General features: G+C 69.3%; 22 protein-coding genes. 12 read left to right on the forward strand and 10 right to left on the reverse strand.

Features of this window, described 5'->3' with window-relative positions; all coding sequences use genetic code 11:
* The 3 genes from P7A99_RS20570 to P7A99_RS20580 all read left to right on the forward strand — a co-directional run.
* The coding region (locus P7A99_RS20570) for a hypothetical protein (protein ID WP_277795681.1) at positions 1 to 119 on the forward strand (119 nt) is incomplete at its 5' end.
* Positions 120 to 469: 350 nt separating this feature from the next.
* On the forward strand, positions 470 to 874 hold the full coding sequence (locus P7A99_RS20575) for a DUF6491 family protein (protein ID WP_277795617.1): 405 nt from the start codon (positions 470 to 472) through the stop codon (positions 872 to 874).
* Between the two features lie 153 nt (positions 875 to 1,027).
* On the forward strand, positions 1,028 to 1,408 hold the full coding sequence (locus P7A99_RS20580) for a YidB family protein (RefSeq protein WP_116569170.1): 381 nt from the start codon (positions 1,028 to 1,030) through the stop codon (positions 1,406 to 1,408).
* 190 nt (positions 1,409 to 1,598) lie between these two features.
* Here the strand turns inward: P7A99_RS20580 and P7A99_RS20585 are convergent, their stop codons facing one another.
* Together P7A99_RS20585 and P7A99_RS20590 are read right to left on the reverse strand one after the other, a co-directional pair.
* The gene (locus tag P7A99_RS20585) at positions 1,599 to 2,465 is read right to left on the reverse strand and encodes a 2-dehydropantoate 2-reductase (protein ID WP_277795618.1); all 867 of its coding nucleotides are present in this window, start codon (positions 2,463 to 2,465) and stop codon (positions 1,599 to 1,601) included.
* Positions 2,466 to 2,539: 74 nt separating this feature from the next.
* Entirely contained in the window at positions 2,540 to 3,577 is a 1,038-nt protein-coding gene (locus P7A99_RS20590; protein ID WP_277795619.1) for a ribonucleotide-diphosphate reductase subunit beta, read from the reverse strand.
* A gap of 132 nt (positions 3,578 to 3,709) precedes the next feature.
* On the opposite strand from P7A99_RS20590, the gene P7A99_RS20595 reads away from it, so the two are divergent.
* From P7A99_RS20595 to P7A99_RS20605, 3 genes are all read left to right on the forward strand, one after another.
* Positions 3,710 to 4,381 (forward strand): glutathione S-transferase family protein, encoded by a 672-nt coding sequence (locus tag P7A99_RS20595; protein WP_277795620.1) that lies wholly within the window; start codon positions 3,710 to 3,712, stop codon positions 4,379 to 4,381.
* A gap of 384 nt (positions 4,382 to 4,765) precedes the next feature.
* Positions 4,766 to 5,812 carry an aspartate-semialdehyde dehydrogenase gene (locus P7A99_RS20600; RefSeq protein WP_277795621.1) on the forward strand — a complete coding sequence of 349 codons (1,047 nt, stop codon included), beginning with the start codon at positions 4,766 to 4,768 and terminating at the stop codon, positions 5,810 to 5,812.
* Between the two features lie 220 nt (positions 5,813 to 6,032).
* A complete protein-coding gene (locus P7A99_RS20605; RefSeq protein WP_277795622.1) occupies positions 6,033 to 6,641 on the forward strand; it encodes a hypothetical protein in 609 nt (202 codons plus the stop codon).
* A 287-nt stretch (positions 6,642 to 6,928) separates the two neighbouring features.
* On the opposite strand, the gene P7A99_RS20610 is transcribed toward P7A99_RS20605, so the two are convergent.
* The gene (locus P7A99_RS20610; RefSeq protein WP_277795623.1) at positions 6,929 to 7,879 is read right to left on the reverse strand and encodes a LysR family transcriptional regulator; all 951 of its coding nucleotides are present in this window, start codon (positions 7,877 to 7,879) and stop codon (positions 6,929 to 6,931) included.
* Positions 7,880 to 7,978: 99 nt separating this feature from the next.
* Here P7A99_RS20610 and P7A99_RS20615 point away from each other — a divergent pair, with 99 nt between their 5' ends.
* The 4 genes from P7A99_RS20615 to P7A99_RS20630 all read left to right on the forward strand — a co-directional run bounded on the left by P7A99_RS20615 (position 7,979) and on the right by P7A99_RS20630 (position 12,137).
* Positions 7,979 to 9,145, forward strand: coding sequence for an MFS transporter (locus P7A99_RS20615; protein WP_277795624.1), 1,167 nt, complete (start codon positions 7,979 to 7,981; stop codon positions 9,143 to 9,145).
* A 204-nt stretch (positions 9,146 to 9,349) separates the two neighbouring features.
* Entirely contained in the window at positions 9,350 to 10,117 is a 768-nt protein-coding gene (locus tag P7A99_RS20620) for a sulfite exporter TauE/SafE family protein (RefSeq protein ID WP_277795625.1), read from the forward strand.
* An 86-nt stretch (positions 10,118 to 10,203) separates the two neighbouring features.
* Complete coding sequence (trhA, locus tag P7A99_RS20625; RefSeq protein WP_277795626.1) at positions 10,204 to 10,869, forward strand: PAQR family membrane homeostasis protein TrhA; 666 nt, start codon at positions 10,204 to 10,206, stop codon at positions 10,867 to 10,869.
* Positions 10,870 to 10,877: 8 nt separating this feature from the next.
* The gene (locus tag P7A99_RS20630; protein WP_277795627.1) at positions 10,878 to 12,137 is read left to right on the forward strand and encodes a patatin-like phospholipase family protein; all 1,260 of its coding nucleotides are present in this window, start codon (positions 10,878 to 10,880) and stop codon (positions 12,135 to 12,137) included.
* Here P7A99_RS20630 and P7A99_RS20635 read toward each other — a convergent pair.
* On the reverse strand, positions 12,109 to 12,723 hold the full coding sequence (locus tag P7A99_RS20635; RefSeq protein ID WP_277795628.1) for a hypothetical protein: 615 nt from the start codon (positions 12,721 to 12,723) through the stop codon (positions 12,109 to 12,111). The two genes, P7A99_RS20630 and P7A99_RS20635, sit on opposite strands and share 29 nt — an antisense overlap.
* A gap of 153 nt (positions 12,724 to 12,876) precedes the next feature.
* Between P7A99_RS20635 and P7A99_RS20640 the strand changes: the two genes are divergently transcribed.
* Positions 12,877 to 13,332: a copper-binding protein gene (locus P7A99_RS20640; RefSeq protein WP_277795629.1), complete on the forward strand. Its 456-nt coding sequence runs from the start codon at positions 12,877 to 12,879 to the stop codon at positions 13,330 to 13,332.
* Positions 13,333 to 13,338: 6 nt separating this feature from the next.
* Here the strand turns inward: P7A99_RS20640 and P7A99_RS20645 are convergent, their stop codons facing one another.
* Positions 13,339 to 14,073 carry an SDR family NAD(P)-dependent oxidoreductase gene (locus P7A99_RS20645; protein WP_277795630.1) on the reverse strand — a complete coding sequence of 245 codons (735 nt, stop codon included), beginning with the start codon at positions 14,071 to 14,073 and terminating at the stop codon, positions 13,339 to 13,341.
* 104 nt (positions 14,074 to 14,177) lie between these two features.
* On the opposite strand from P7A99_RS20645, the gene P7A99_RS20650 reads away from it, so the two are divergent.
* The gene (locus P7A99_RS20650; protein ID WP_277795631.1) at positions 14,178 to 14,579 is read left to right on the forward strand and encodes a winged helix-turn-helix transcriptional regulator; all 402 of its coding nucleotides are present in this window, start codon (positions 14,178 to 14,180) and stop codon (positions 14,577 to 14,579) included.
* Positions 14,580 to 14,791: 212 nt separating this feature from the next.
* Here the strand turns inward: P7A99_RS20650 and P7A99_RS20655 are convergent, their stop codons facing one another.
* From P7A99_RS20655 to P7A99_RS20675, 5 genes are all read right to left on the reverse strand, one after another.
* A complete protein-coding gene (locus P7A99_RS20655) occupies positions 14,792 to 15,118 on the reverse strand; it encodes a hypothetical protein (protein WP_277795632.1) in 327 nt (108 codons plus the stop codon).
* A 96-nt stretch (positions 15,119 to 15,214) separates the two neighbouring features.
* Positions 15,215 to 16,192 carry a lipid A-modifier LpxR family protein gene (locus P7A99_RS20660; protein WP_277795633.1) on the reverse strand — a complete coding sequence of 326 codons (978 nt, stop codon included), beginning with the start codon at positions 16,190 to 16,192 and terminating at the stop codon, positions 15,215 to 15,217.
* Positions 16,193 to 16,363: 171 nt separating this feature from the next.
* Positions 16,364 to 18,238 carry a ribonucleoside-diphosphate reductase subunit alpha gene (locus P7A99_RS20665; protein WP_277795682.1) on the reverse strand — a complete coding sequence of 625 codons (1,875 nt, stop codon included), beginning with the start codon at positions 18,236 to 18,238 and terminating at the stop codon, positions 16,364 to 16,366.
* 645 nt (positions 18,239 to 18,883) lie between these two features.
* A complete protein-coding gene (locus P7A99_RS20670; protein WP_277795634.1) occupies positions 18,884 to 20,095 on the reverse strand; it encodes an OmpA family protein in 1,212 nt (403 codons plus the stop codon).
* 349 nt (positions 20,096 to 20,444) lie between these two features.
* Positions 20,445 to 22,223, reverse strand: coding sequence for a cation:proton antiporter (locus P7A99_RS20675; RefSeq protein ID WP_277795635.1), 1,779 nt, complete (start codon positions 22,221 to 22,223; stop codon positions 20,445 to 20,447).
* Positions 22,224 to 22,247 lie beyond the last annotated feature (24 nt).

Consider the following 22,247-nt stretch of genomic DNA (forward strand, 5'->3'; position numbering starts at 1 on the left):
TCGACATGGGCCGCTCGGCCACCAACGTCGTCGGCAACTCCGTCGCCGCCGCCGTCGTCGCCAAGTGGGAGGGCGAGCTGGACGAGGTGGATCCGGAACTGGTCAAGGCCTCGGCCTGATCCACCTCACCAAGCGAAACACAAAGGGCGGGACCTCACGGTCCCGCCCTTTTCTTTTGCCCCCACACCGTCGCCTCCCTCGCCCCCGTGGCGAGGGTCCATGCCGGCGGCTGCTCAGACCGCGATCAAGTTCGAAGGGTCTGAGCAGGCTGAACCCTGGATCCTGGGCACAAGGCCCAGGAAGGCGAGGAAGGGGGCGCGGCGAGCGGGAAAATCCTCCGAACCCGGCGCAAATCGAAGTCCGACGACCTAAAACGCCCCTTCCCTGCGCAAAAATGGGGCGACTTGACCATTGACGGCGAGGCTTGCAGGCCCAATCTTTCACGCGAGGGACTGTGAGGACAAACGCAATGGTCAAGTTGAAAACCATCGCCCTGGCCGGCCTGGCCGGCGCGCTTCTCGCGGGCCCGGCCCTGGCGACCGAAAAGGCCGGCTCCACGGAGAAGGCCGAGCGCCAGTGCTTCCAGCTGTCGGACTGGCAGGGCTGGACCGCTCCCGACAAGAACACGCTCTACATGAAGATCCGCAACCGCGACGTCTATCGCGTGGACCTGTCGTGGGGCGCCAACTCGCTGACCGCCCCGGGCAGCTTCCTGGTCTCGAACGTGCGCGGCATCGACACCGTCTGCCGTCCGCTGGACCTGGACCTGCGCGTCGCCGACGGCACGGGCTTCGCCATGCCGATCCGCGCCAAGGCCATCACCAAGCTGACACCGGAAGAAGTGGCCGCCCTGCCCAAGAAGGACCGTCCGTAAGGACGATCCCGCAAGGCTGCGCACCCGAAGGGCGCGGATCGCGAGATCCGCGCCTTTTCCTTTGCCTACTCGCCAAGCGCGCGGGATGGGCGCTTAATCCCCGCCACGTCGGGCGGGCCCGCGGCGGGCCTGCGACATCGAGCGGAGCGAGACATGAGCCTGCTGGACAATCTGATGGGCGCGCTGGGCGGCCAGGGCGACCTTGCCGAAACCGTCAAGAGCCTGGGCGTCACCGGCGGGGTCGGCGGCCTGGTCGACGCCTTCCAGAAGGGCGGCCTTTCCGAAGTCGCCCAGTCGTGGGTGTCGAGCGGCCAGAACCTGCCCGTGTCGCCCGAACAGATCCAGGCCGTGCTTGGCTCGGGCGTCGTCGGCCAGTTCGCCGAGAAGCTGGGCGTCGACCCGCAGACCGCGGCGGCCAAGCTGTCGGAGATCCTGCCGGGCCTGGTCGACAAGCTCACCCCCGGCGGCAAGCTGCCCGACGAGGGCCTGGGCGGCGCGGTCGGCGACTTGCTGGGCGGCTTCCTGAAGAGCTGAGGTTTTTCCAGGCTCAACTGGAATTGTCGGCAGATCTGGCTTTTTCACCGAGCCTCCCCGCGAAGGCGGGGATCCAAGCCGCGTTTCAGGAGGAGGCGCGGCCGAGAGCGGCCCGCTGACTCCGCTTGGGTCCCCGCCTTCGCGGGGAAGAGCGGATTTGGGAAAGTCGCCGGGTGAATGTCGATCCGCTCTAGGCCTCCCCCGCCGCGTCCAGCAGCGCCACGACCATGGCGTTGACCGGGGTGGCGATCCCGTGGACCGCGCCCTTGCGGACGATGACGCCGTTGCGGGCGTCGATCTCCATGGGGCGGCCGGCCAGGCGGTCGGCGTGCAGCGAGTTGATCCCGTCGGCGGGCCCGGCGCGATAGCCGGCCACCACCTGCTCTGGCAGGTCGTCCGCAAGATCCGCGCCCTGGGCCCGGCCCACGGCGACGCATTCGGCCACCAGGTCCTTCATGATCGCGGCGATGTCGTCGCGATGGGCGATGCCGGAGGGCTTCAGGGTCAGGGCGTTGACCGCGCCCGCGCAGTTGAGGGCCACCTTGCTCCAGGCGACGGTGGCGAAGTCCTCGGTGGTCGTCACCTCGATCGGCGTGTGGGCGAAGAGGGCGACGAAAGCCTCGCCAGCCTCCCCGGCCGGAACCTTGATCCAGCCCATCCGCCGCTGGCGGATGACGCCCGGCGCCGTGCGCTCGGCCGGGATGTCCACCACCGCAGGCGTGATGCGGTCGGCCGGCAGGTAGGGCGAAAAGCGCTCGACGTGCTCGACGCCGTTCTGCAGCACGGCCACGCGGGTCTGCGGCCCGACCAGCCCAGCAAGCCAGGCCGCGGCGCCGGCGGCGTCATAGGTCTTGGTGGTCACCAGCACCCAGTCGACGGGCGCGGCGGCGGCCGGATCGGTCAGCACCATCGGGCTCGCCACGAGCGGCCCCTGCGGCGTCTCGACCTCCAGCCGCTCGAAGGCCGTGCGGGCGCACAGGGTCACGTCGTGGGCCTGGGCCAGCCACGCCGCCAGGGTTCCGCCGACCGCGCCGGGACCGATCACCGCTACACGCATGGGATCACCTCAAACGAAAAACGCCGCCCGGCATAGCGGGCGGCGTTCTCGGCGTCATGACGCTTTCGGCTGGCTCAGTGCTCAGCGGGAACGTCGGCGCGCTTTTGCAGCATGGCCTCGAAGCTCGACCACACGCCGTCCGAACCGTGCCATTGGCCCTTGGTGGCGGCCTTGGAGTATTCGGTGGCGCGCGCCTCGAAGAAGTTGGCGTGCTCGACGCCCGACAGCAGGGCCTGCAGCCACGGCAGCGGATTGTCGCGGACGCCGTAGACTTCCGGCAGGTCCAGCTGGCGCAGGCGCCAGTCGGCCACGAAGCGGATGTATTGCTTGATGTCGTCGGGGACCATGCCCTGCACGTCGCCGGCCTCGAAGGCCAGGTCGATGAACTTGTCTTCCAGGCCCACCACGTGCTTGCAGCAGTCGACGATGTCGTCGGCCACCGACTTGGTCACCGCGCCGGTTTCCTTGTTGAAGGCGTGGTACAGCTTGATGATGCCGTCGCAGTGCAGGCTCTCGTCGCGGATCGACCACGAGACGATCTGGCCCATGCCCTTCATCTTGTTGAAGCGCGGGAAGTTCATCAGCATCGCGAACGAGGCGAACAGCTGAAGGCCTTCGGTGAAGCCGCCGAACATGGCCAGGGTGCGGCAGATGTCGGCGTTGGTCTCGACGCCGAAGGTCTGCATGTAGTCATGCTTGTCCTTCATGGCCTCGTATTCCATGAACGCCGAGAACTCGGTCTCGGGCATGCCGATGGTCTCGAGCAGCAGGGCGTAGGCCGCGATATGGATCGTCTCCATGTTCGCGAACGAGGCCAGCATCATCTTCACCTCGGTCGGTTTGAACACCCGACCGTAGCGCTCCATGTAGTTGTCCTGCACCTCGACGTCGGACTGGGTGAAGAAGCGGAAGATCTGCGTCAGCAGATTGCGCTCCTTGTCGTTCAGCTTGACGGCCCAGTCCTTGAGGTCCTCGCCCAGCGGCACCTCTTCGGGCATCCAGTGGACCTGCTGCTGCTTCTTCCAGAAGTCGTAGGCCCACGGATAGCGGAAGGGCTTGTAACCGCCGGAGGGGATCATGAGGCCGGGCTTGGTGATCAACGAGGCGGACATGGCGGTCTCCAGAGCGGTCGGACACGAATCGGTCGGGCGGGTAGTCTCTTCGTACCCCAGGGCGACACGCCCCATCTAGTGGTCAAATTGACCCATGGCACAACATGTTGTGGGCAGAATGGGTAACCAAAGATGAACAGCGATTACACCGTCTATGGCGCGCTCGGCTCCGGCTCGGTCCCTGTCGAAGCGACTTTGACCCTATTGGGGCAGGCCTACAAGGTGGTCGAGGCGCCCACCTGGGAGGGCCAGGCGCAGCAGGCCAAGGTCGCCCCCGTCAATCCGATGAAGCAGATCCCTGCGCTTGTCACCCCCCAAGGCGAGACGATCACCGAGAGCGCGGCGATCCTGATCTGGCTGGCCGACAACCATCCCGAAGCCAGGCTGGCGCCGGCCATCGGCGATCCGCGCCGGGGCCAGTTCCTGCGCTGGATGACCTTCATCCCGGCCTCGATCTATTCGCTGTTCTGGGTGCGCGACGAGCCCTCGCGGCTGGCGGGTCCGGATCCGGAGGCGCAGGCCCGCGTCAAGGCCGCCACCGCCGACCGCATCGCCGATTGCTGGGCGATGATGGACGCCCAGGTCGAGCCGCAGACCTACATCCTGGGCGACACGCTTTCCGTGCTCGACCTCTATGTGGCCGTGGTCAGCCGCTGGGGCTCGCGCCGCGTGCGGTTCTACGAGCGCGCGCCGAAGATGGCCGACGTGGTGCGGCGGGTGGACGCCGATCCGCGCCTGGCGGAGTTCTGGGCCAAGCGCTTCCCGTTCGTCGACGGCTGGGAAAGCAAGGGGGCCCAGAGCTGACCCTTCTCCCCTTGCGGGAGAAGGTGGCGGCCGAAGGCCGGCGGATGAGGGGTCTCTCAAATATCTGACGCCCCACCCGGCCCGGCCGCATCCAAGCTGATCGGTCTGAGAGACCCCTCACCCGACCTGCTACGCAGGCCACCCTCTCCCGCAGGGGGAGAGGGATCCCTTTACGCGGCCCCGCTCGCCCGCTAATAGCCCTGCTCGATGCAATTGGCCGCGACCAAAATTATTACCCGCAAAACGACCCGCTTCGGCGGGGCGGCGGGTATGCGCGCGATCTAAAGCGAGCATCCTCAGACCAGCCCCGCACTGCGCGGGGCGGCTCTCAATCCACGAGACCTCAAGGCTCCCCGCGCTCCACACCACCAGGAGACGCTACCCATGAGCCGCAAGTTTTCCCGTTCGAACCCGCCCGCCGTCGGCGTCGTCGGCGCCACCGGCCTGGTCGGCGGCATGATGCTGAAGCTGCTGGCCGAGCGGGACTTTCCGCTGAGCGCCCTGCGGGTCTTCGCCTCGGCCCGCTCGGCCGGCCAGGCCCTGCCGTGGAAGGACGGCTCGGTGACGGTCGAGGACGCCGCCACCGCCGACTTCGCGGGCCTGGACATCGTGTTCTTCTCGGCCGGCGGCGGCACGTCGCGCGAGCTGGCCCCCAAGGCCGCGGCGGCCGGCGCCATCGTCATCGACAACTCTTCGGCCTGGCGCAGCGACCCGGAGGTTCCGCTGGTGGTGGCCGAAGTGAACCCGGAAGCCCTGGACGACAATCCCAAGGGCATCGTCGCCAACCCCAACTGCACCACCATGGCCGCCATGCCGGTGCTCAAGCCCCTGCACGACCACGCCGGCCTCAAGCGCCTGACGGTCAGCACCTACCAGGCCGCCTCCGGAGGCGGAGTCGAGGGCATCCAGGTCTTGTCCGAGCAGCTGCGCGCCGGCGCTGAAGGCGATCTCGACGGCCTGGCCATGAGCCCGGACGCCGCCCCGCTGCCGGAACCCAAGAAGTGGGCCGTGCCGCTGGCCTACAACGTCGTGCCGCTGAACTACGTGCTGGGCGAGGACGGCTACACCGAGGAAGAGCTGAAGCTGCGCGACGAAAGCCGCAAGATCCTTGGCCTGCCGAACCTGCCGGTCAGCGGCACCTGCGTACGGGTGCCGGTGTTCTCGGGCCACGCCCTGTCGATCAACGCCGAGTTCGACCGCCCGATCTCGGTGGAAGAGGCCCTGGCCTTGCTGGCCAAGGCGCCGGGCGTGGTCATCGACGATGTGCCCAACCCGCTCGCCGCCACCGGCCAGGATCCGGTATTCGTCGGCCGCGTGCGTCCCGACCCGACGGTCGAGCATGGCCTGGCGCTGTTCGTGGTCGGCGACAACCTGCGCAAGGGCGCGGCGCTGAACGCCGTGCAGGTGGCCGAGGTGCTGGTGGGGGCGTAGGGCGGATCGATCCAACCGCTTGCCCTCATTTTTCACCGATTTTCCCCGCGAAGGCGGGGAAAATCGGCTTCTTGGGCGCCGCGGTTGGATGAATGGCGATCCGACCTAGGCCTTGTTGCGCGGCCGGGGCCTTGCGTCCCGGCTGCGACAGCATGCCACGCAGCCCGAACGTCAGCGTTCACACCCTCTTCACCGCGCAGGCGCGAAGGCTGGCGGCGAGATGAAGATCGCCCAGCCCTATTCCACCGAGACCGGCGCCAACGCGTCCGCCGTCGCCTATCCGGGCGGCGCGGCCGGCGCGGCGGCGGCGCTGAACGACACCAGCGGATCGATGGGGCTGGACCAGAAGCTGAGCGCCTACCACGCCCTGTCCAGCCGCTGGGCCGGGGCCGGTCACGCCGAGCGCGCCGGCCTCGCGCCAGCGCTCAACGACTCCCCGTTCGCCAAGACGGTGCAGTCGGCGCTGAACACCTTCACCAAGGCCGCCTGGGCGGGCTCGGACGCCGCGCCGCCGGCCCCGCAGGCCCAGGCGCTGAAGGCTTTCGACGGCCTTTCGGAAACCGACCAGACTATCGTCGCCTCGTTGCAGGTGGGCGTGCCAGGCGCGCGAGGGCCGGCCACCGTCGGCGACTACCGCGCCCGCCTGCAATCGGACCTCGACGCCGCCCAGCCGGCCGCGTCCGCCCCGCGCGACACCGTCACCCTGTCGCCCGAGGCCCAGGCCCGCCTGGCCGGCGCCGCGGCGCCGGAAGCGCCGGCGGCTCCCACGGTCGAAGCCGCGCCCCAGATGGCGGCCGCCCTCAGCGCCTACGGCAAGGCGGCGGGTTAGGTTCCAAGCCCCTCTCTCATCGAGAGAGGGAGGGGCCCAGGCGATAGCCTGGGAGGGTGAGAGGTTTCACCACTCACCGGAAACCCCTGATCCTTTGGCGCGGACACCGCCTTGGGCGGATCGACAGCCACTCGATGCCCCTCAATCGATCCTTCCCCGCGACGGTGAGGACGCTGTGAGAAAAGCGGCCGGAACTGCTGAATATCGCTCCACCTCGACGGCGCCCTGTTCGGAAAGTTTGTCACCTCTCACCCTCCCACCGCTTCGCGGCGGGCGCCTCCCTCTCTCTAAGAGAGAGGGGACTTAAACTGCGCCAGCGTCGCAGGCTCGCCGCGCCCCACGCTCATCGCCGCCGCCAGCCAGTCGATGAACACCCGCACCCGCGCGGGCAACCGGCCGCCGTGGCCGACATAGACGGCGTGGACCTGCTCGATGTCGCCGGGATTGAAGGCCTCCAGCACCGGAACCAGGCGGCCGGCGGCGACGTCGGCGCCCACATGGATCACCGACAGCCGGGCGATCCCCTGTCCCGCCAGGGCGAGCGTGCGGGCGCTTTCGCCATCCCCCACCTCGGCCCGGCCGTGGACGGGACGGAAGACGACCTCGCCGTCCAGCTGGAAGCCCCAGGAGTCGCAGTGGCGGGCAAAGTTGAAGGTCACCAGTTCGTGCCGGCCCAGATCGTCGGGATGGTCAGGGGTTCCGGCCCGGGCCAGGTAGCCGGGCGAAGCGACCAGCACCATCCGGGTCTCGGCGATCTTGCGGGCCATCAGCTGCGAGGCGCGCATCGGCCCCACCCGGATGGCGACGTCCGCCCGCTCGTCCATCAGGTCGATGACCTGGTCGGTGACGGTGATGTCGAGCTGCACCTCCGGATGCTCGGCCAGGAACCTGGGGACCAGGGGCAGCATGTAGAGATGACCGAACGCCACGCTGGCATTGACCCGCACCCGGCCGCGCGGCGCGGCGCTGGCGGCCACCGCGCGCTCGGCCTCGTCGAGGTCGGCCAGCACCCGCAGCGAGCGCTCGTGAAAGGTCTGGCCCTCGGCGGTGAGGATCAGCTTGCGGGTCGAGCGGTTGACCAGCCGCGCACCGAGCCGGGCCTCCAGCCGGGCCACCAGCTTGCTGACCGCCGACGGGGTCATGCGAAGCGAGCGGGCCGCAGCCGAGAAGCCGCCCTGCTCGACGACACGGACAAAGACCTCCATCTCGGCCGTGCGGTTGATCTCCTGTCGCGCCATCGTGCCTTCACATCACAAGTGATAGTCTTTCCGGCAATCTAATTCATCGAAGGCTACGGCGCTATCTGACGGCTCGAACAATCATCGGAGCCGGCAGCCATGCCTCTCGCCCTCTACGCCCTGACCGTCGGCGCCTTCGGGATCGGCGTCACGGAATTCGTCATCATGGGCCTGCTGATGCAGGTCTCCGCCGATCTCGGCGTCTCGATCCCCACGGCCGGCTGGCTGATGACCGGCTATGCGCTGGGGGTCTTCGTCGGTGCGCCGATCCTCACCCTGGCCACGCGCCGCCTGCCGCCCAAGACCACCCTGCTGGCCCTGATGGCCATCTTCACCCTGGGCAACCTGGTCGCGGCCCTGGCGCCGACCTTCGGCATACTGATGGGCGCGCGGATCATCACCGCACTGGCCCACGGCACCTTCTTCGGCGTCGGCTCGCTGGTCGCCGTGTCGCTGGTTCCGCCCGAGCGCAAGGCCTCGGCCATCGCCATCATGTTCACCGGCCTGACCCTGGCCACCCTGCTGGGCGTGCCGTTCGGCGCGTGGCTGGGCCTGGCCTTCGGCTGGCGCTCGACCTTCTGGGCCGTGACCGCCATCGGCGCCGTCGCCCTGGTCGTGCTGGCCCTGCTGGTGCCCAAGGGCGAGAAGGCTGCGCAGCCCGCCGCCCTCAAGGAGGAGTTCGCGGTCCTCGCCCGTCCGCAGGTGCAACTGGGCCTGGCCATGACCGTGCTGGGCTTTGGCGGGGTGTTCGCCGTCTTCACCTACATCCAGCCGATCCTGACCGAGCTGGCCGGCTTCTCGAAGGCCGCCGTCTCGCCGATCCTGCTGGTGTTCGGCGCGGGCCTGGTGGCCGGCAACCTCTTGGGCGGCCGCTGGGCCGACAAGGCCCTGAACAAGGCGCTGGCCGGCAGCATCGCCATCCTCACCGTGATCATGCTGGCCGCCGGCTGGGCGTTCCACGACAAGGTCGGCGCGGTGCTGGCCGCCTTCCTGCTGGGCGCGGCCGCCTTCGCCACCGTCGCCCCGCTGCAGATGCGGGTGCTGAGCCAGGCCGGCGGCGCGGGCCAGGGCCTGGCCTCCAGCCTGAACATCGCCGCCTTCAACCTCGGCAACGCCATCGGCGCGGCCCTGGGCGGCGCGGTCATCGCCCACGGCCTGGGCCTCGCGGCCATCGCCCCGATCGCGGCCCTGGTGCCCCTGGGCGCCCTGCTCCTGGCCGGGGTGAGCCTCGGCCTCGAGCGCAAGGCGCGGCTGGCGACGGCATAGTTTCCTTCTCCCCTTGCGGGAGAAGGTGTCGGCGGAGCCGACGGATGAGGGGTCGCCCCACGAAAGGCGCAGCGACAGCTGATCGGCTGTCGCTGCGTCCTGCTTTTGAGAGACCCCTCACCCGACCTCGCTCCGCGAGGCCACCCTCTCCCGCAAGGGGAGAGGGCATGGCTCCGCCCTTCCACCCCTGCTAAAGCCCCCGCCATGCTGACCGACCCCTTCTTCTACGCCGTCGCCATTCCCGCCGTGATCCTGGTGGGGCTGGCCAAGGGCGGGTTCTCGGGGATCGGGGTGGTGGCCACCCCCCTGATGGCCCTGGCGGTCGGACCGGTGAAGGCCGCCGCGATCCTCTTGCCGCTACTGATCGTGCAGGACGTCGTCGGGGTCTGGGCCTATCGCAAGACCTGGGACAAGGGCCTGCTGATCCTGATGACCCCGCCGGCGGCGTTCGGCATCTTTCTCGGCTGGGCCCTGGCGGCGCTGGTCTCGTCGGCGGCGGTGGAGCTGGCCGTGGGCCTGGTCTCGATCCTGTTCGCCGCCCAGCGCCTGTGGGCGGAGCGAGCGGTCAAGGCGGCCGCCACCATCGAGACCGGCCCGGCGCGGCCGTGGCTGGGCGCGCTGTGCGGCATGGCCTCGGGCTTCACCAGCCAGATCGCCCACGCCGGCGGCCCGCCGTTCCAGATCTACGTGCTGCCCCGCCGTCTGCCGCGCGACGTCTTCGTCGGCACCAGCGCCATCTTCTTCGCCGTGGTCAACTGGATGAAGCTGCCGGCCTATATCGCGCTTGGCCAGTTCACGCCGCAGGTGCTGGCCACCGTGGCGGTGCTGCTGCCCGTGGCGATCGCCTCGACCTGGGCCGGCGTGCTGCTGGTGCGCAAGGTGCCGGCCGAAGGTTTCTACAAGGTGATCTACGTGCTTCTGATCCTGGTCGGAACCAAGCTGGCCTGGGACGGCTTTTTCGGACTGACATGACGATTGGTCACGCTTGCGCGCCGCCCTTTCGGCGCCATGATGATCGCCGTTTATACGTCATCGAATTTGACTAGGCTGGGCGGGCCATGACGATCTCCGACTTCACCAAGCACTACCCGACGACGGGCGCCAAGCTGGCCGACCTGATCGTGCACCTGGCCGGCCTGGCCTGCGCCCTGCTGGGCGGCGGCATCCTGCTGGGCCTGGCCTTCGGCCTGGGCTCGCTGGGCCAGATGGCCGCCATCGGGGTCTACACCCTGGGCCTGGTGACCATGCTGTCGCTGTCGACGGCCTACAATTTCTCCAAGGCGCGCTGGCAGCCGCTGCTGCGCCGCTTCGACCACGCCGGCATCTTCATCATGATCGCCGCCTCCTACACGCCCTTCACCACCCAGAACCTCGAGGGCTGGTGGGCGATCGGCATGACCACGGCGGTGTGGAGCGTGGCGGCCCTGGGCGTGGCGGCCAAGCTGTTCCTGCCCGGCCTCGACAAGCGTTTCTGGGTCGGCCTCTACATGGCCATGGGCTGGCTGGTGCTGGTCGCCATCAAGCCGATGATCGAGGGCCTGTCGTGGGTGGCGCTGCTGCTGCTGGCCATCGGCGGCCTCGTCTACTCCACCGGCACCGTCTTCTACCTGATGCGCCGCCTGAAGTTCCGCCGCGCCATCTGGCACGGCCACGTGATCGGCGGGGCGGGCCTGCACTACGCGGCCGTACTGGTCGGGGTGGTGCTGTCCGGCGCCCGGGCCTAGGTCCGCCGATGGAGCGCGGAGGGGACCGCGGGGGCGACAACAAGATCACGATCCAGGGCTTCTTCCGCGACTGGAAGGGACCCGATCCGCTGCGCGGCAAGCGCCTGCCCGCCCCCCCGGCCGACGCCCACCATGTCGAGGCGGTCGACTTCCCCGGCGTGCGCCTGTCGATCGAGCAGGCCGAGGATGCGCTCAAGGCCGCCGCCGACCGCCTGGCGCCGGTGCGCTCGCTGATCGGCCTCGACGAGTTCAACATTCTCGCCCTCTCCGGCGGCGCGGCCGGCGGCGCCTATGGCGCGGGCGTGCTGACGGGCCTGACCAAGGCCGGCCGCCGGCCCGACTTCGCCATCGTCACCGGCGTCTCGACCGGCGCCCTGATCGCGCCGCTGGCCTTCCTGGGCCCGGCCTGGGACGATCGCCTGACCGAGGCCTATCTGGGCGGCCACGCCGCCGAGCTGCTCAGCCTGCGGCGCCTCGCCCCTGCGCTTGGCCCCAGCATCTTCAAGGGCGAAAGCCTGGACGCCCTGGTCGAGCCCTTCGTCGACGAGACCATGATCGACGCCGTCGCGGCCGAGCACGCCAGGGGCCGGCGCCTGCTGATCGCCACCACCAATCTCGACAACCAGCGGGCCTCGATCTGGGACATGGGGGCCATCGCCACCCATGGCGGCCCGCGGGCGGTGAAGCTGTTCCGCGAGGTGCTGGTGGCCTCGGCCACGGTGCCGGGCCTGTTCCCGCCCAAGATGATCGAGGTCGAGGCCGATGGCCGGCGTCACCAGGAGATGCATGTCGACGGCGGGGTGGCCGCGCCGCTGTTCCTGATGCCCGACGCGCTGCTGCACTGGCGCAACCTGGGCCAGCGCCTGCGCCGCGGGCGGGTCTATGTCATCGTCAACACGGTGCTGGATCCCTCGCCGCGCTCGACCCCGCCGGGCGTGGCCTCGATCATGGGCCGCAGCTTCGAGACCATGCTGCGCTTTTCCTATCGCCAGGCGCTCAGCCTGGCCGAGGGCTTCTGCACGCGCCACAACCTGCCGCTCAGCGTGGCCTCGATCCCGGGCGACTTCGACGGCATCAACATGCTGCGGTTCGAGACGCCGACCATGCGGAAGATCTACGACGCCGCCGAGAAGCTGGCCATGGACGACAAGGTCTGGGCCAGCCCGACCCTCGAACCGACCGGCTGGCGCGGCCTGTTCAAGCGGGCCGGCAATCGCCCCAAGCCCGAGCCCGGCGCCATCAGCCTGGACCCGGCGACCGACGGCTGAGCGCCTCGGCGCGGCGGCGCCTGCGGGCCTTGGTCTCGGCCTCCTCGATAAGCTGGAACAGGCCCCAGAACCCGACCATGGCCAGCAGGCCGGGAAGGATCAGGAAATCGGGATCGCTCATCTGGTCGAGCATCGCGTTTCGCCGCCGCCACGACCACAGCTGCTCGTCGGGTGAGAACAGCACGCTGTCGCCCAGCAACGCATGGACCAGCACATTGCGCATCCGGCCACCCTTGGTGTGCTCGGCGCCGTAGGACACCGTCAGGCGGTAGGGCCGCCCCGCCGCCAGGCCCAGCCGCCCCAGCCCCTCCTCGAGACAGGGCCGTGGCCTGGTCGCCGCCAGCGGCGCGCAATGCAGGGTCAGGACCCGGCCGTCGCGCAGCCGAAGCTCGTAAGGCGCGCCCGGCCGGGCGTCGGCGGGGACCATCACCTCGCCCTCGGCGGCGCGAATGTAGTCGGGCAGCCGCACCGGATCGGGACCGAACAGCGCGGCCAGGGCCGGCCAGGACAGGCCCGCGGCGAAGACCAGGCAGATCACCGTCCAGACGACGCCGATGCGGTCGCCCCTCTTCTTCGTGCCGCTCATCAATGACGCCCCCGCCTCGCCGCGCGGTTCTAGGGCGCCCGGACGCGGCCGGTCGAGCCCGATCTCCAGATTGCAGGCCCGAAACCGAGCGCAGTCATCGCGCAGCACTCGGCCGCTAGGCAGGGCGGGCCCTCAGCCACGCTCGAACCGGTCATGCGCAAGCTCATCCTTCCCGCCCTCGCCGTCGCCCTCCTCGCCACGACCGCCCACGCCCAGCCGCCCGGCGGCGGTCGGGGTCCGGGCGGGGGTCCGCCGCCGGGCGGCGCCGGCGGGCCGGGACAGGGCCCGGGACCGGGCGGCGGCAAGCAGACCGACCTGGAAAAGGTCATGATCGTCGGCGTCGTCCAGGCCGTGGACCCGGCCGCCGACCGGGTGACCATCGCCTACCAGGCCAACGAGGCGCTGAACTGGCCGGCGGGCGCCATGCCGTTCGCCACCGCCAGGCCAGGCATGCTGGGCGGCGTCGTGGTCGGCCAGGCGGTGCGCTTCACCCTGTCAAACCATCGCATCGCCGCCTTCCTGCCGGAAGGCGGCGCGGGCGCGCCTCCGCTGCCCGGCGGCGAAGGCCCCGGCGGCGGAGACGACCGGCCCCCGCCGCCCCCGCGCTAGCCGGGCTCAGACCTGGGCCAGGCCGCCGTCGACGAACACCTCGCCGCCGGTCATGAAGCTGGAGTCCGACGAGGCCAGGAACGCGGCCACCGCGCCGGTCTCGGCCGGATCGCCCATGCGGCCAAGCACCGTAGAGGCGCCCATGGCGGCCACGCCCTCGTCCCCCAGCACCTCCTGGGCCAGTTCGGTGGTGATCGGACCAGGCGACATCACGTTGACCCGCACGCCCGTGCCGCGCAGGTCCAGCGCCCAGCTGCGCGCCAGGTTGCGCACGGCGGCCTTGGTGGCGCTGTAGATGCTGAAGGCCGGCGTGCCCATCACCCCGGTGCTCGACCCGGTCAGGATGATCGAGCCGCCCTGCCCCATCAGCGGCAGGGCCTTCTGCACGGTGAACACCAGGCCCTTCACATTGAGGTCGAAGATTTGGTCGTAGTGCTCGACCGTGATCTCGCCCAGCGGCGCGAACGATCCCGTGCCGGCGTTGGCCAGCAGGATGTCGAGACCGCCGCGCTCGGCCTTCACCGCCTCGTACAGACGGTCCAGGTCGGCCAGGTCGGTCACCGAGCCGCGCACGGCGCGGGCGTTGGGGCCCAGCTCCTTCAGGGCTGCGTCCAGCGCCGCCTGCCGGCGGCCGAAGATGTAGACGAACGCGCCTTCCTCGACAAAGCGCTTGGCCGCGCCCAGGCCGATGCCGCTTGCGCCGCCGGTGATCACCGCGGTCTTGCCTTCAAGTCTGCTCATGTCTTGCCTCCTTCAGTATGGCGGCAAGGGAATTGGCGACCTACATACCTATCGACAAGTATGCACCTTTTGGTAAGCACCCAGAAAGTTCAGGACCCGGGAAGATGAGCGACGCTCCCCTCTGCACCACCGGCTTCAGCTGCGGGCTGGACGCGACGCTTCGCGTGGTTTCCGGCAAGTGGAAGCCGCTGATCCTCTATTTCCTGCTGCAGGGGCCCACCCGCTACGGCGAGTTGCGCCGGGCCGTGCGCGGCGTCAGCGACAAGGTGCTGATCCAGCAGCTGAAGGAGCTGGAGGGCGACGACCTGATCGTGCGCACCGACTACAAGGAGGTTCCGCCCAGGGTCGACTACAGCCTGACCCCGCTGGGCCTGAGCCTGACCAAGGCGCTGGAGCCGCTCAGCGCCTGGGGCATGGAGAACATGGCCGAGGTGGCCCGGGTGCTGGCCCAGCGCCAGAGCTGGCCGGGGCGCGCGGGGACGACAAACTCGCCTTCAGCCTCTTGAGATCGTCATCCCGGCCGTGCGTCCGCGAAGCGGGCGGGCGCGCCGGGACCCAGGGGCGACCGGCAATACATCGGCCGCCTTCTTGCGGCGAACCCAGGCTCCGCGCCCGGTCGCCTGGGTCCCGGATAAGCGCTACGCGCTTTCCGGGATGATGAGCTTGGGTGTTTCAATCTTGCGCGCCCGCCCCATCGGATACGGACGCAAGCCTGCGCTCAGCCGGCCTTCTTCAGGTGGCGCGCGCGCAGCTTGGCGAGGTTCGGCGGATCGGCGCGGAAGTCGGACGCCAGGCCCAGGCGGGCGTTGCACGAGGGGCAGCGTACGTGGTCGCTGTCGGCCAGTTCGACCGGCGGATCGAAGCGGGTGCCGCAGGGCTTGCACTTCCAGTCGCCGACGGCCGGGGGCGGCGGCGGCGGGGCAGGCTCGGGGGTCACGACCTTGACGGCCTTCTGCAGCCGCTCAAGCGGCGGCGGGCCGCCAGGCGCGGCGACGCCGCTCTTCAGGCTCAGGATCTTGCGGCGCGGGGGCTCGCTCTCGCTCATGACGCTCGACGATTTTGCGGACGGATCGACGCTAGCTGCATGATCACGGCCGGAAACTCAAGCGCCGCGAGGTCGCGGGGTCAAATCAAACGCCGGTCACCAATGCGGTTTCAGGCTGAACGACAGGGCCACGACCGAGTCTTCCTGGGTCGCCATGCCCATGATCTGGTCCTTGGCCTTGATCTCGCGGCGGATATAGCCGACCGAGGCCTGCATCGGACCACGCCGCCAGCCCAGGCCCGCCTGGGCGTCGCCGACTAGGCGGCTGCCGGTGTCGGAGGTGACGCCGGCCCGCGTCCAGTCGCCCTCCTGACCGCGCAGCAGGTTCATGCCGACCAGCTGACCGCTGGCGCCGGCGAACAGGTACCAGCGACCACGGTCGCCGAAGGTCTCGCGGCCGTCGCGCACGCCCAGGCCGCTGATCACCCGATCCTCGACGCTCTTGCCGATGCGGACCATGCCGCCGGCCTCGGCCGAACCGCCAGCCCCGCCGAAGCCCACGCCCGCGTGCGGCGTGAAGTCGACCGCCAGCTTGCCGGCCCCGAACTTGACCGCCGCGGGCCAGCCGCGCGAGACGCTGACATCGACGCTGTCGGTTTCGAAATTGGCCGCGCCCGGACGCACCAGGCTGAGCGGCGCGCTCTGGGCTAGGCGCGAGGAGCTGGCGACCGATACGCGCACGGAATCCACGCGATGGCCGTTGTCGCCGACGACATAGTTGCCCGAACGCCAGCTGACCGGCCCGCGCGCGTCATAATAGCGGTCGGCGTCCAGCAGGTTGGCGTCGCCGTACAGACCGGCCGGCGAAACGGCGAACAGCTCGCCCTGCGCTTCGGCGGCGCGCGAAGCGACCGGACGGGCGGTGAAGGCGGCGGCCGACGGCGCGGGCGCTTCGGCCTCGCCGCGGCGGGTCAGATCCAGTTTCTGCAGAACAGGCGCGAGCGTCGGCGCAGCGGCGGCCGGCCTGGCCGACGCCTTGCGCTTGCCCTTGCGGCCAGCAGCTTCCGACGATGCTGCGGAAAGCGCCAATGCGGCGCCGCAGCACGTCGCGATCGTCACGCAAACGATACGCATTGCGGATTCCCCAATCCCAATCACGCCCACCGTATCCGGCTATTCGGATACGTCCACCAGGAAAACGCCGGCGTTCGGTGAACAGTCGATGACTGTATTGGTTCCGCACAGAAAAACAGCGGCGCGATGTGTCGCGCCGCTGTGGTTAATCGTCGCTCTAGTACGCCCGCATTACTGGCAGGCGAGGCATTCCTCGTAGTCGGTCTTGGCCGGAGCGTCGAAGCCGCCGGCGACCGATTCGTCCTTGCCGTCGGCGCCGGCGTAGGCCGCGCGCTGCACCGACTTGGAGCGCAGGTAGTAGAGGCTTTTGACGCCGCGTTCCCAGGCCATCCAGTGCAGCATGTGGAGGTCCCACTTGTCGACGTCGCCCGGCAAGAAGACGTTGACCGACTGGCTCTGGCAGATTTCCGGCGTGCGGTCGGCGGCCAGTTCGACCACCCAGCGCTGATCCAGTTCGAAGGCGGTCTTGTAGACGTCCTTCTCGTCCTGGCTCAGGAATTCCAGGTGCTGGACCGAGCCCTCGTTCTCCAGGATCGAGCCCCAGACCACGTCGGTGTTCTGGCCCTTCTCCTCGAGCAGCTTCTCCAGGTAGGGGTTCTTCACCGCGAACGAGCCCGACAGGGTCTTGTGGGTGTAGATGTTGGCCGGGATCGGCTCGATGCCCGCCGAGGTGCCGCCGCAGATGATCGAGATCGAGGCGGTCGGGGCGATGGCCAGCTTGTGCGAGAAGCGCTCCATCGAGCCGCGGTCGGCGGCGTCGGGGCACGGACCCTTTTCCTGGCCCAGCGCGATCGAGGCCTTGTCGGCCTCGCGGCGCAGATGCTTGAACATCCGCATGTTCCAGCTCTTGGCCAGGGCGCTTTCGAACGGCACGTTCTGGCTTTGCAGGAACGAGTGGAAACCCATCAGGCCCAGGCCCACCGAACGCTCGCGCATGGCGGCGTAGGCGGCGGTCGAGGCCGCGTCCGGCGCGCGATCGATGAAGTCCTGCAGGACGTTGTCGAGGAAGCGCATGACGTCCTCGATGAAGGTCGGGTGGTCGCGCCACTCCAGATAGGTCTCGGCGTTCACCGACGACAGGCAGCACACCGCGGTGCGTTCCTGGCCCAGGTGGTCGGTGCCGGTGTGCAGCATGATCTCGCTGCACAGGTTCGACTGGCGCACCTTCAGGCCCAGCTCGCGCTGGAACGCCGGCATGGCGCGGTTCACGCTGTCAGAGAAGATCAGGTAGGGCTCGCCGGTCTGCAGGCGCAGCTCGAGGATCTTCTGCCACAGGCCGCGGGCGTCGACTTCGCGCAGCACTTCGTTGGTCTTGGGCGAGCGCAGGCCGAACTTCTGGCCGTCACGCACGGCGTGCATGAACTCGTCGGTGATCGAGATGCCGTGGTGCAGGTTCAGCGACTTGCGGTTGAAGTCGCCCGAGGCCTTGCGGATCTCGAGGAATTCTTCGATTTCCGGGTGGTGGATGTCGAGATAGACGGCGGCCGAGCCGCGACGCAGGGACCCTTGCGAGATCGCCAGCGTCAGGCTGTCCATCACGCGGATGAACGGGATGATGCCCGAGGTCTGGCCCTGGCCCTTCACCTTCTCGCCGATCGAGCGCACGCCGCCCCAGTAGGTGCCGATGCCGCCGCCGTTGGCCGCCAGCCAGACGTTCTCGTTCCAGACGCCCAGGATGCCGTCGAGGCTGTCGTTGACGGCGTTGAGGAAGCAGCTGATCGGCAGGCCGCGGTCGGCGCCGCCGTTGCTGAGCACCGGGGTGGCCGGCATGAACCACAGGCGGCTCATGTAGTCGTAGACGCGCTGGGCGTGGTCGGCGTCGTCGGCGAAGGCCGTCGACACGCGCGCGAACATGTCCTGGTAGGACTCGCCCGGCAGCAGATAGCGGTCTTCCAGCGTGGTCTTGCCGAAATCGGTCAGGAGCGCGTCGCGCGAGCGGTCCACCTGGACCTTGCGCACCAGCGCCAGGGCCGGGCGCTCCTTGAAGGCCGACGCAGGGCGCGCGGCAGGTTGAATCTTGGTCGCTTCACCAGCGGTCATGAGCAGAACCCGTCCATTTACCATGCGCTTGCGAGAAGCCGTCCGCCTCTCCGTAAGCCGCTACATATAGTGGGCTTCGTGCCCCCTGAACCCATATATGGGGCCACAGACGCCGCCGCTTCGTCAACGGGTCGGAGCGCCTCCGACGCGAGTTTTTCGTTAACAAGCTGTGAACGCGTCGAGGTTCTCCGTGTGGATCAAGGGTTTGCCCACACGATAATTTTTCGCCGCGTCAACGCGCCGCACCAGCGTTAACGAAACTCCGCGACCGGAGGGCTCGGACACCCGACGATTCCGGATTCTTCGGAAGGGTTCGGAGCAAAAAAGAGCGGGGATAGATGGAGCGGTTGCGGCTAGAGCACCCCCTCTCCCCCTGCGGGAGAGGGTGGCCCGCGCAGCGGGTCGGAGGGGGACGTTTGCGTCTACCGCTCACCCCGCTCCTCCCTCGCGAAGCGGGGGAGGTGGCGCGCTGCGGATACGCAGCGTGACGGAGGGGCGAGGGACAGAGCGCCGAGCCAGTCACGCCCCCTCCACCACTTCGTGGTCCCCCTCCCCCGTTTCACGGGGGAGGATCAAAAGCAAAAGGCCCCGGAGTTTCCTCCGGGGCCTTCGCATTCGTCGGGAAGACTGAACTTCCGTCCGACCTCGATCTTAGAAGTTGATCGAGATGGTCGAACGACGGTTCAGCGGTTCCTTCACGCCGTCGCCGGTGGCGACGGCCGGGGCGGTTTCACCCTTCCAGTCGACGGCCAGGGTCTGCTGGGCGACGCCCAGACCGACCAGAGCGTCGGCCACGGCCTTCGCACGACGTTCCGACAGGCGGACGTTGTACTTCGGCGAGCCCGAGGTGTCGGTGTGACCGACGACCACGATGCGGGTGGCCTTGCCGTCGTTGGCGTACTTGGCGGCTTCCGAAACCACCGACTGGGCTTCCGGCGTCAGCACGTACTGATCGAACGGGAAGTAGACGATGAATTCCTTGGCCTCGAACGGCGCCGGAGCCGGCGGAGGCGGCGGCGGCGGGGGAGGCGGCGGGGGCGGAGGCGGCGGGGGCGGCGGCGGCGGCGGGGGCGGCGGCGGAGGCGGCGGAGCCGCGAACGAGTACCGCAGGCCGACCGTCAGCGACTGGTCCTTGTACTGGCCTTCGAAGGTGCCGGGCTGCAGCGAGTGCGAGCCGGTCGACTTCCAGCTGTGGTCGTCGGTGGCGAAGTAACGGTAGGTGACGTCGAGCTTCAGCTTGTCGGTCGCCTTCCAGGCCAGGCCGGCGATGCCCTGCCAGGCGATGGCGATATCGTCGTCGTCGACGGTCAGGTTCTGGATGGCCGGGTTGGTCGCGGTGATCGGAGCGCGAACGCCGCTGAACTGGCCCAGGGTCTGGACGTCCAGGCGGTTGACGCCGAGGCCGGCGCCGACGAACGGGTTGATCTTGGCGTCCGGCGCGAAGTCGTACAGGACGTTGAACATCAGCGACCACGACTCGACCGAACCGTCCGGCGAACCGCACTTCGGCGCGGCGGCCGTGCGGGTCACGCCAGGCGTGCAGAGAGCGATCGGCTGTTGACGGACCGGGTTGCCGCGGACGCCTTCCAGGTCGCCCGGACGGTAGCCGCCTTCGAGTTCAGCGCGCCAGTTCGGGGTGAACTGGTAGCCCAGACGCACGAAGCCGGCCCAATCGGACTCCGACTTCCAGGTCCAGTGGTAGTGCTGGCCGTCCGGCGCGTTCGCGTCCGACTCGCTGTTGATGCCCGTCGGCCAGTGATAGCCGAGGTCGACCGCGCCGTACCAGCCGGTCTCTTGGGCCGAAGCGCCCGACGCGGCGAACACCGCGGCCAGGGCGGCTCCCGCCAGGAGTTTGAGTTTCATATCAAGAGCCCTCTATTGCCCTGCACGGCCCAACGGCCGAGCATCGTTATACCAAGGCGCACGCCCCGCGAAAGTGTCGGCTCGGCAACACCGCCCAAAGTTTCACTGAAGACGGAAGTCCCCCGCGACACCCCGCGGACACGCCTTGCGAATTCCCACCCGCCGAATTCGGCAAGATGGTCTCCTCGAAGGCGCCCGCGCCTTCCGGTTCGCACGCAAAGCGTTTCCGCGCAAGGCCTTCCGTAGCGTCCAGGCCGCCTTGAGGGCTGAAAAACAACGCAAACAGCCAAGTTTCGCGCACGGTGTCGGGATACCTGCCCGGCGGAACGCCCTCCCCGGCCCCGTCGCCTCAGCCGGCGTCGCGCAGGCGCCGGCGGCGCCCGCCCAGGGCGTCCGGCCGGTTGAGCACCTTGCGATACTCGTCGCGACGCTCATGGATCGAGGCGATGACCAGGCCCATCGGCACGCCGATGTCGACCAGAACAGCCTCCGAGAGCTGAAGCGAGGCCTCGATGGTCTCGGGCACGGCGTCGGTGGCGCCCAGTTCATAGAGCCGCGCGGCGTGGCGGGCGTCGCGGGCGCGGGCGACGATGGTCAGGTCGGGGCGGTGCCCGCGGGCGGCCTCGACCACCGCCTCGGCCGCCTCGGGGCCGTCCATGGTGACGACCACGGCGCGGGCGTAGTCCAGACCGCAGCGTTCCAGGAGCTCCACCCGCGCGGCGTCGCCGAAATAGACCCGGTGGCCGGCGCGGCGGCCCTGCTCGACCAGGCGCGGGTCGCGGTCGATGGCGATCCACGGCAGCTCGTGGCGGTCGAGCATCTCGCCAACCAGCCGGCCCACGCGCCCGAAGCCGACGACCAGCACCCGGCCCTTGGGCTCCTCCACCGACAGGTCGACGCCGTCGGGCGCCTCGGTGGTCTCGGCCGGCGCCTTGCGGCCCAGGCGCGCGCCCACGCCGGTCAGAACCGGGATCAGGAACATGGTCAGGGTGGCGGCCACCAGCACCGCCTGGCCGATGGCCGGCTCGACCACCTCGGCGTCCATGGCGTTGGCCAGCAGCACGAAGGCGAACTCGCCACCGGCCGCCAGGGCCAGGGCCGCCTCGCCCGAGGCGCGGTTCGAAAGGCCGAACAGCCGGCCAAGGCCGAACACCATGGCGGCCTTGATCACCACCAGCCCCACCGCCGTGCCCAGCACCAGCACCGGCGAGGCCACCAGCAGCGACAGGTCCAGCCGAATGCCCAGCGACACGAAGAACAGCGACAGCAGAAGGCCCTTGAACGGCTCGATCTTGACCTCGACCTCGTGGCGGTACTCGGTCTCGGCCAGCAGCACGCCGGCCACGAAGGCCCCCAGCGCCATCGACAGGCCCGACAGCGAGCTGACCAGGCCGGCGCTGATGATCACCAGCAGGCAGGCGGCCATGAACATCTCTTCGCTCTTGGCCTTGGCGACCGAGCGCATCATCGGCCGCAGCGCCAGGCGCCCGACCAGCACGATGACGCCCAGGCCCACGGCGGCCGGCAGCAGGGCCAGCAGGCCGCGGGCGTCGAACTCGCCGTGACCGCGACCCAGTATGGCCAGGGTGATCAGGATCGGCGCCACCGCCAGGTCCTGGAACAGCAGCACCGAGAAGGTCGCGCGCCCGCCTTCGGCATGCAGGCGCTTGCGCTCGGCCAGCACCGGCACGGCGATGGCGGTGGACGACAAGGTGAGCGCCGAGCCGATGGCCAGGGCCGCCACCGGCGTCTGGCCCAGCATCATCGCCACCGCGCCCAGGGCCAGCGAGCAGCCGATCACCTGGGCCGCGCCCAGGCCGAACACGTACTTGCGCAGCAGCCGCAGGCGCTCCCACGACAGCTCCAGCCCGATCATGAACAGCAGGAAGACGACGCCGAACTCGGCCAGCTGGCCGATCTCGTCGGGATTGTCGACGGTGACGTAGTCGAGCCACGGCGCGACGCCGATCAGCCGGCCAAGTCCGAAAGGTCCAAGGATCACCCCGGCCAGCAGGAAGCCGAGGATCGGATTGATGCGAAGGCGCTTGAACAGCGGCGCAACGATCCCGGCCGTGGCCAGGAACAGGACCAGATCCTTGTAGTCCGCCGGTGAAACCTCGTGGTTCAACGCCCCCGCCCCTCCTCGATAGGT

The organism is Caulobacter endophyticus (assembly GCF_029543245.1).
GTDB lineage: Bacteria > Pseudomonadota > Alphaproteobacteria > Caulobacterales > Caulobacteraceae > Caulobacter > Caulobacter endophyticus_A.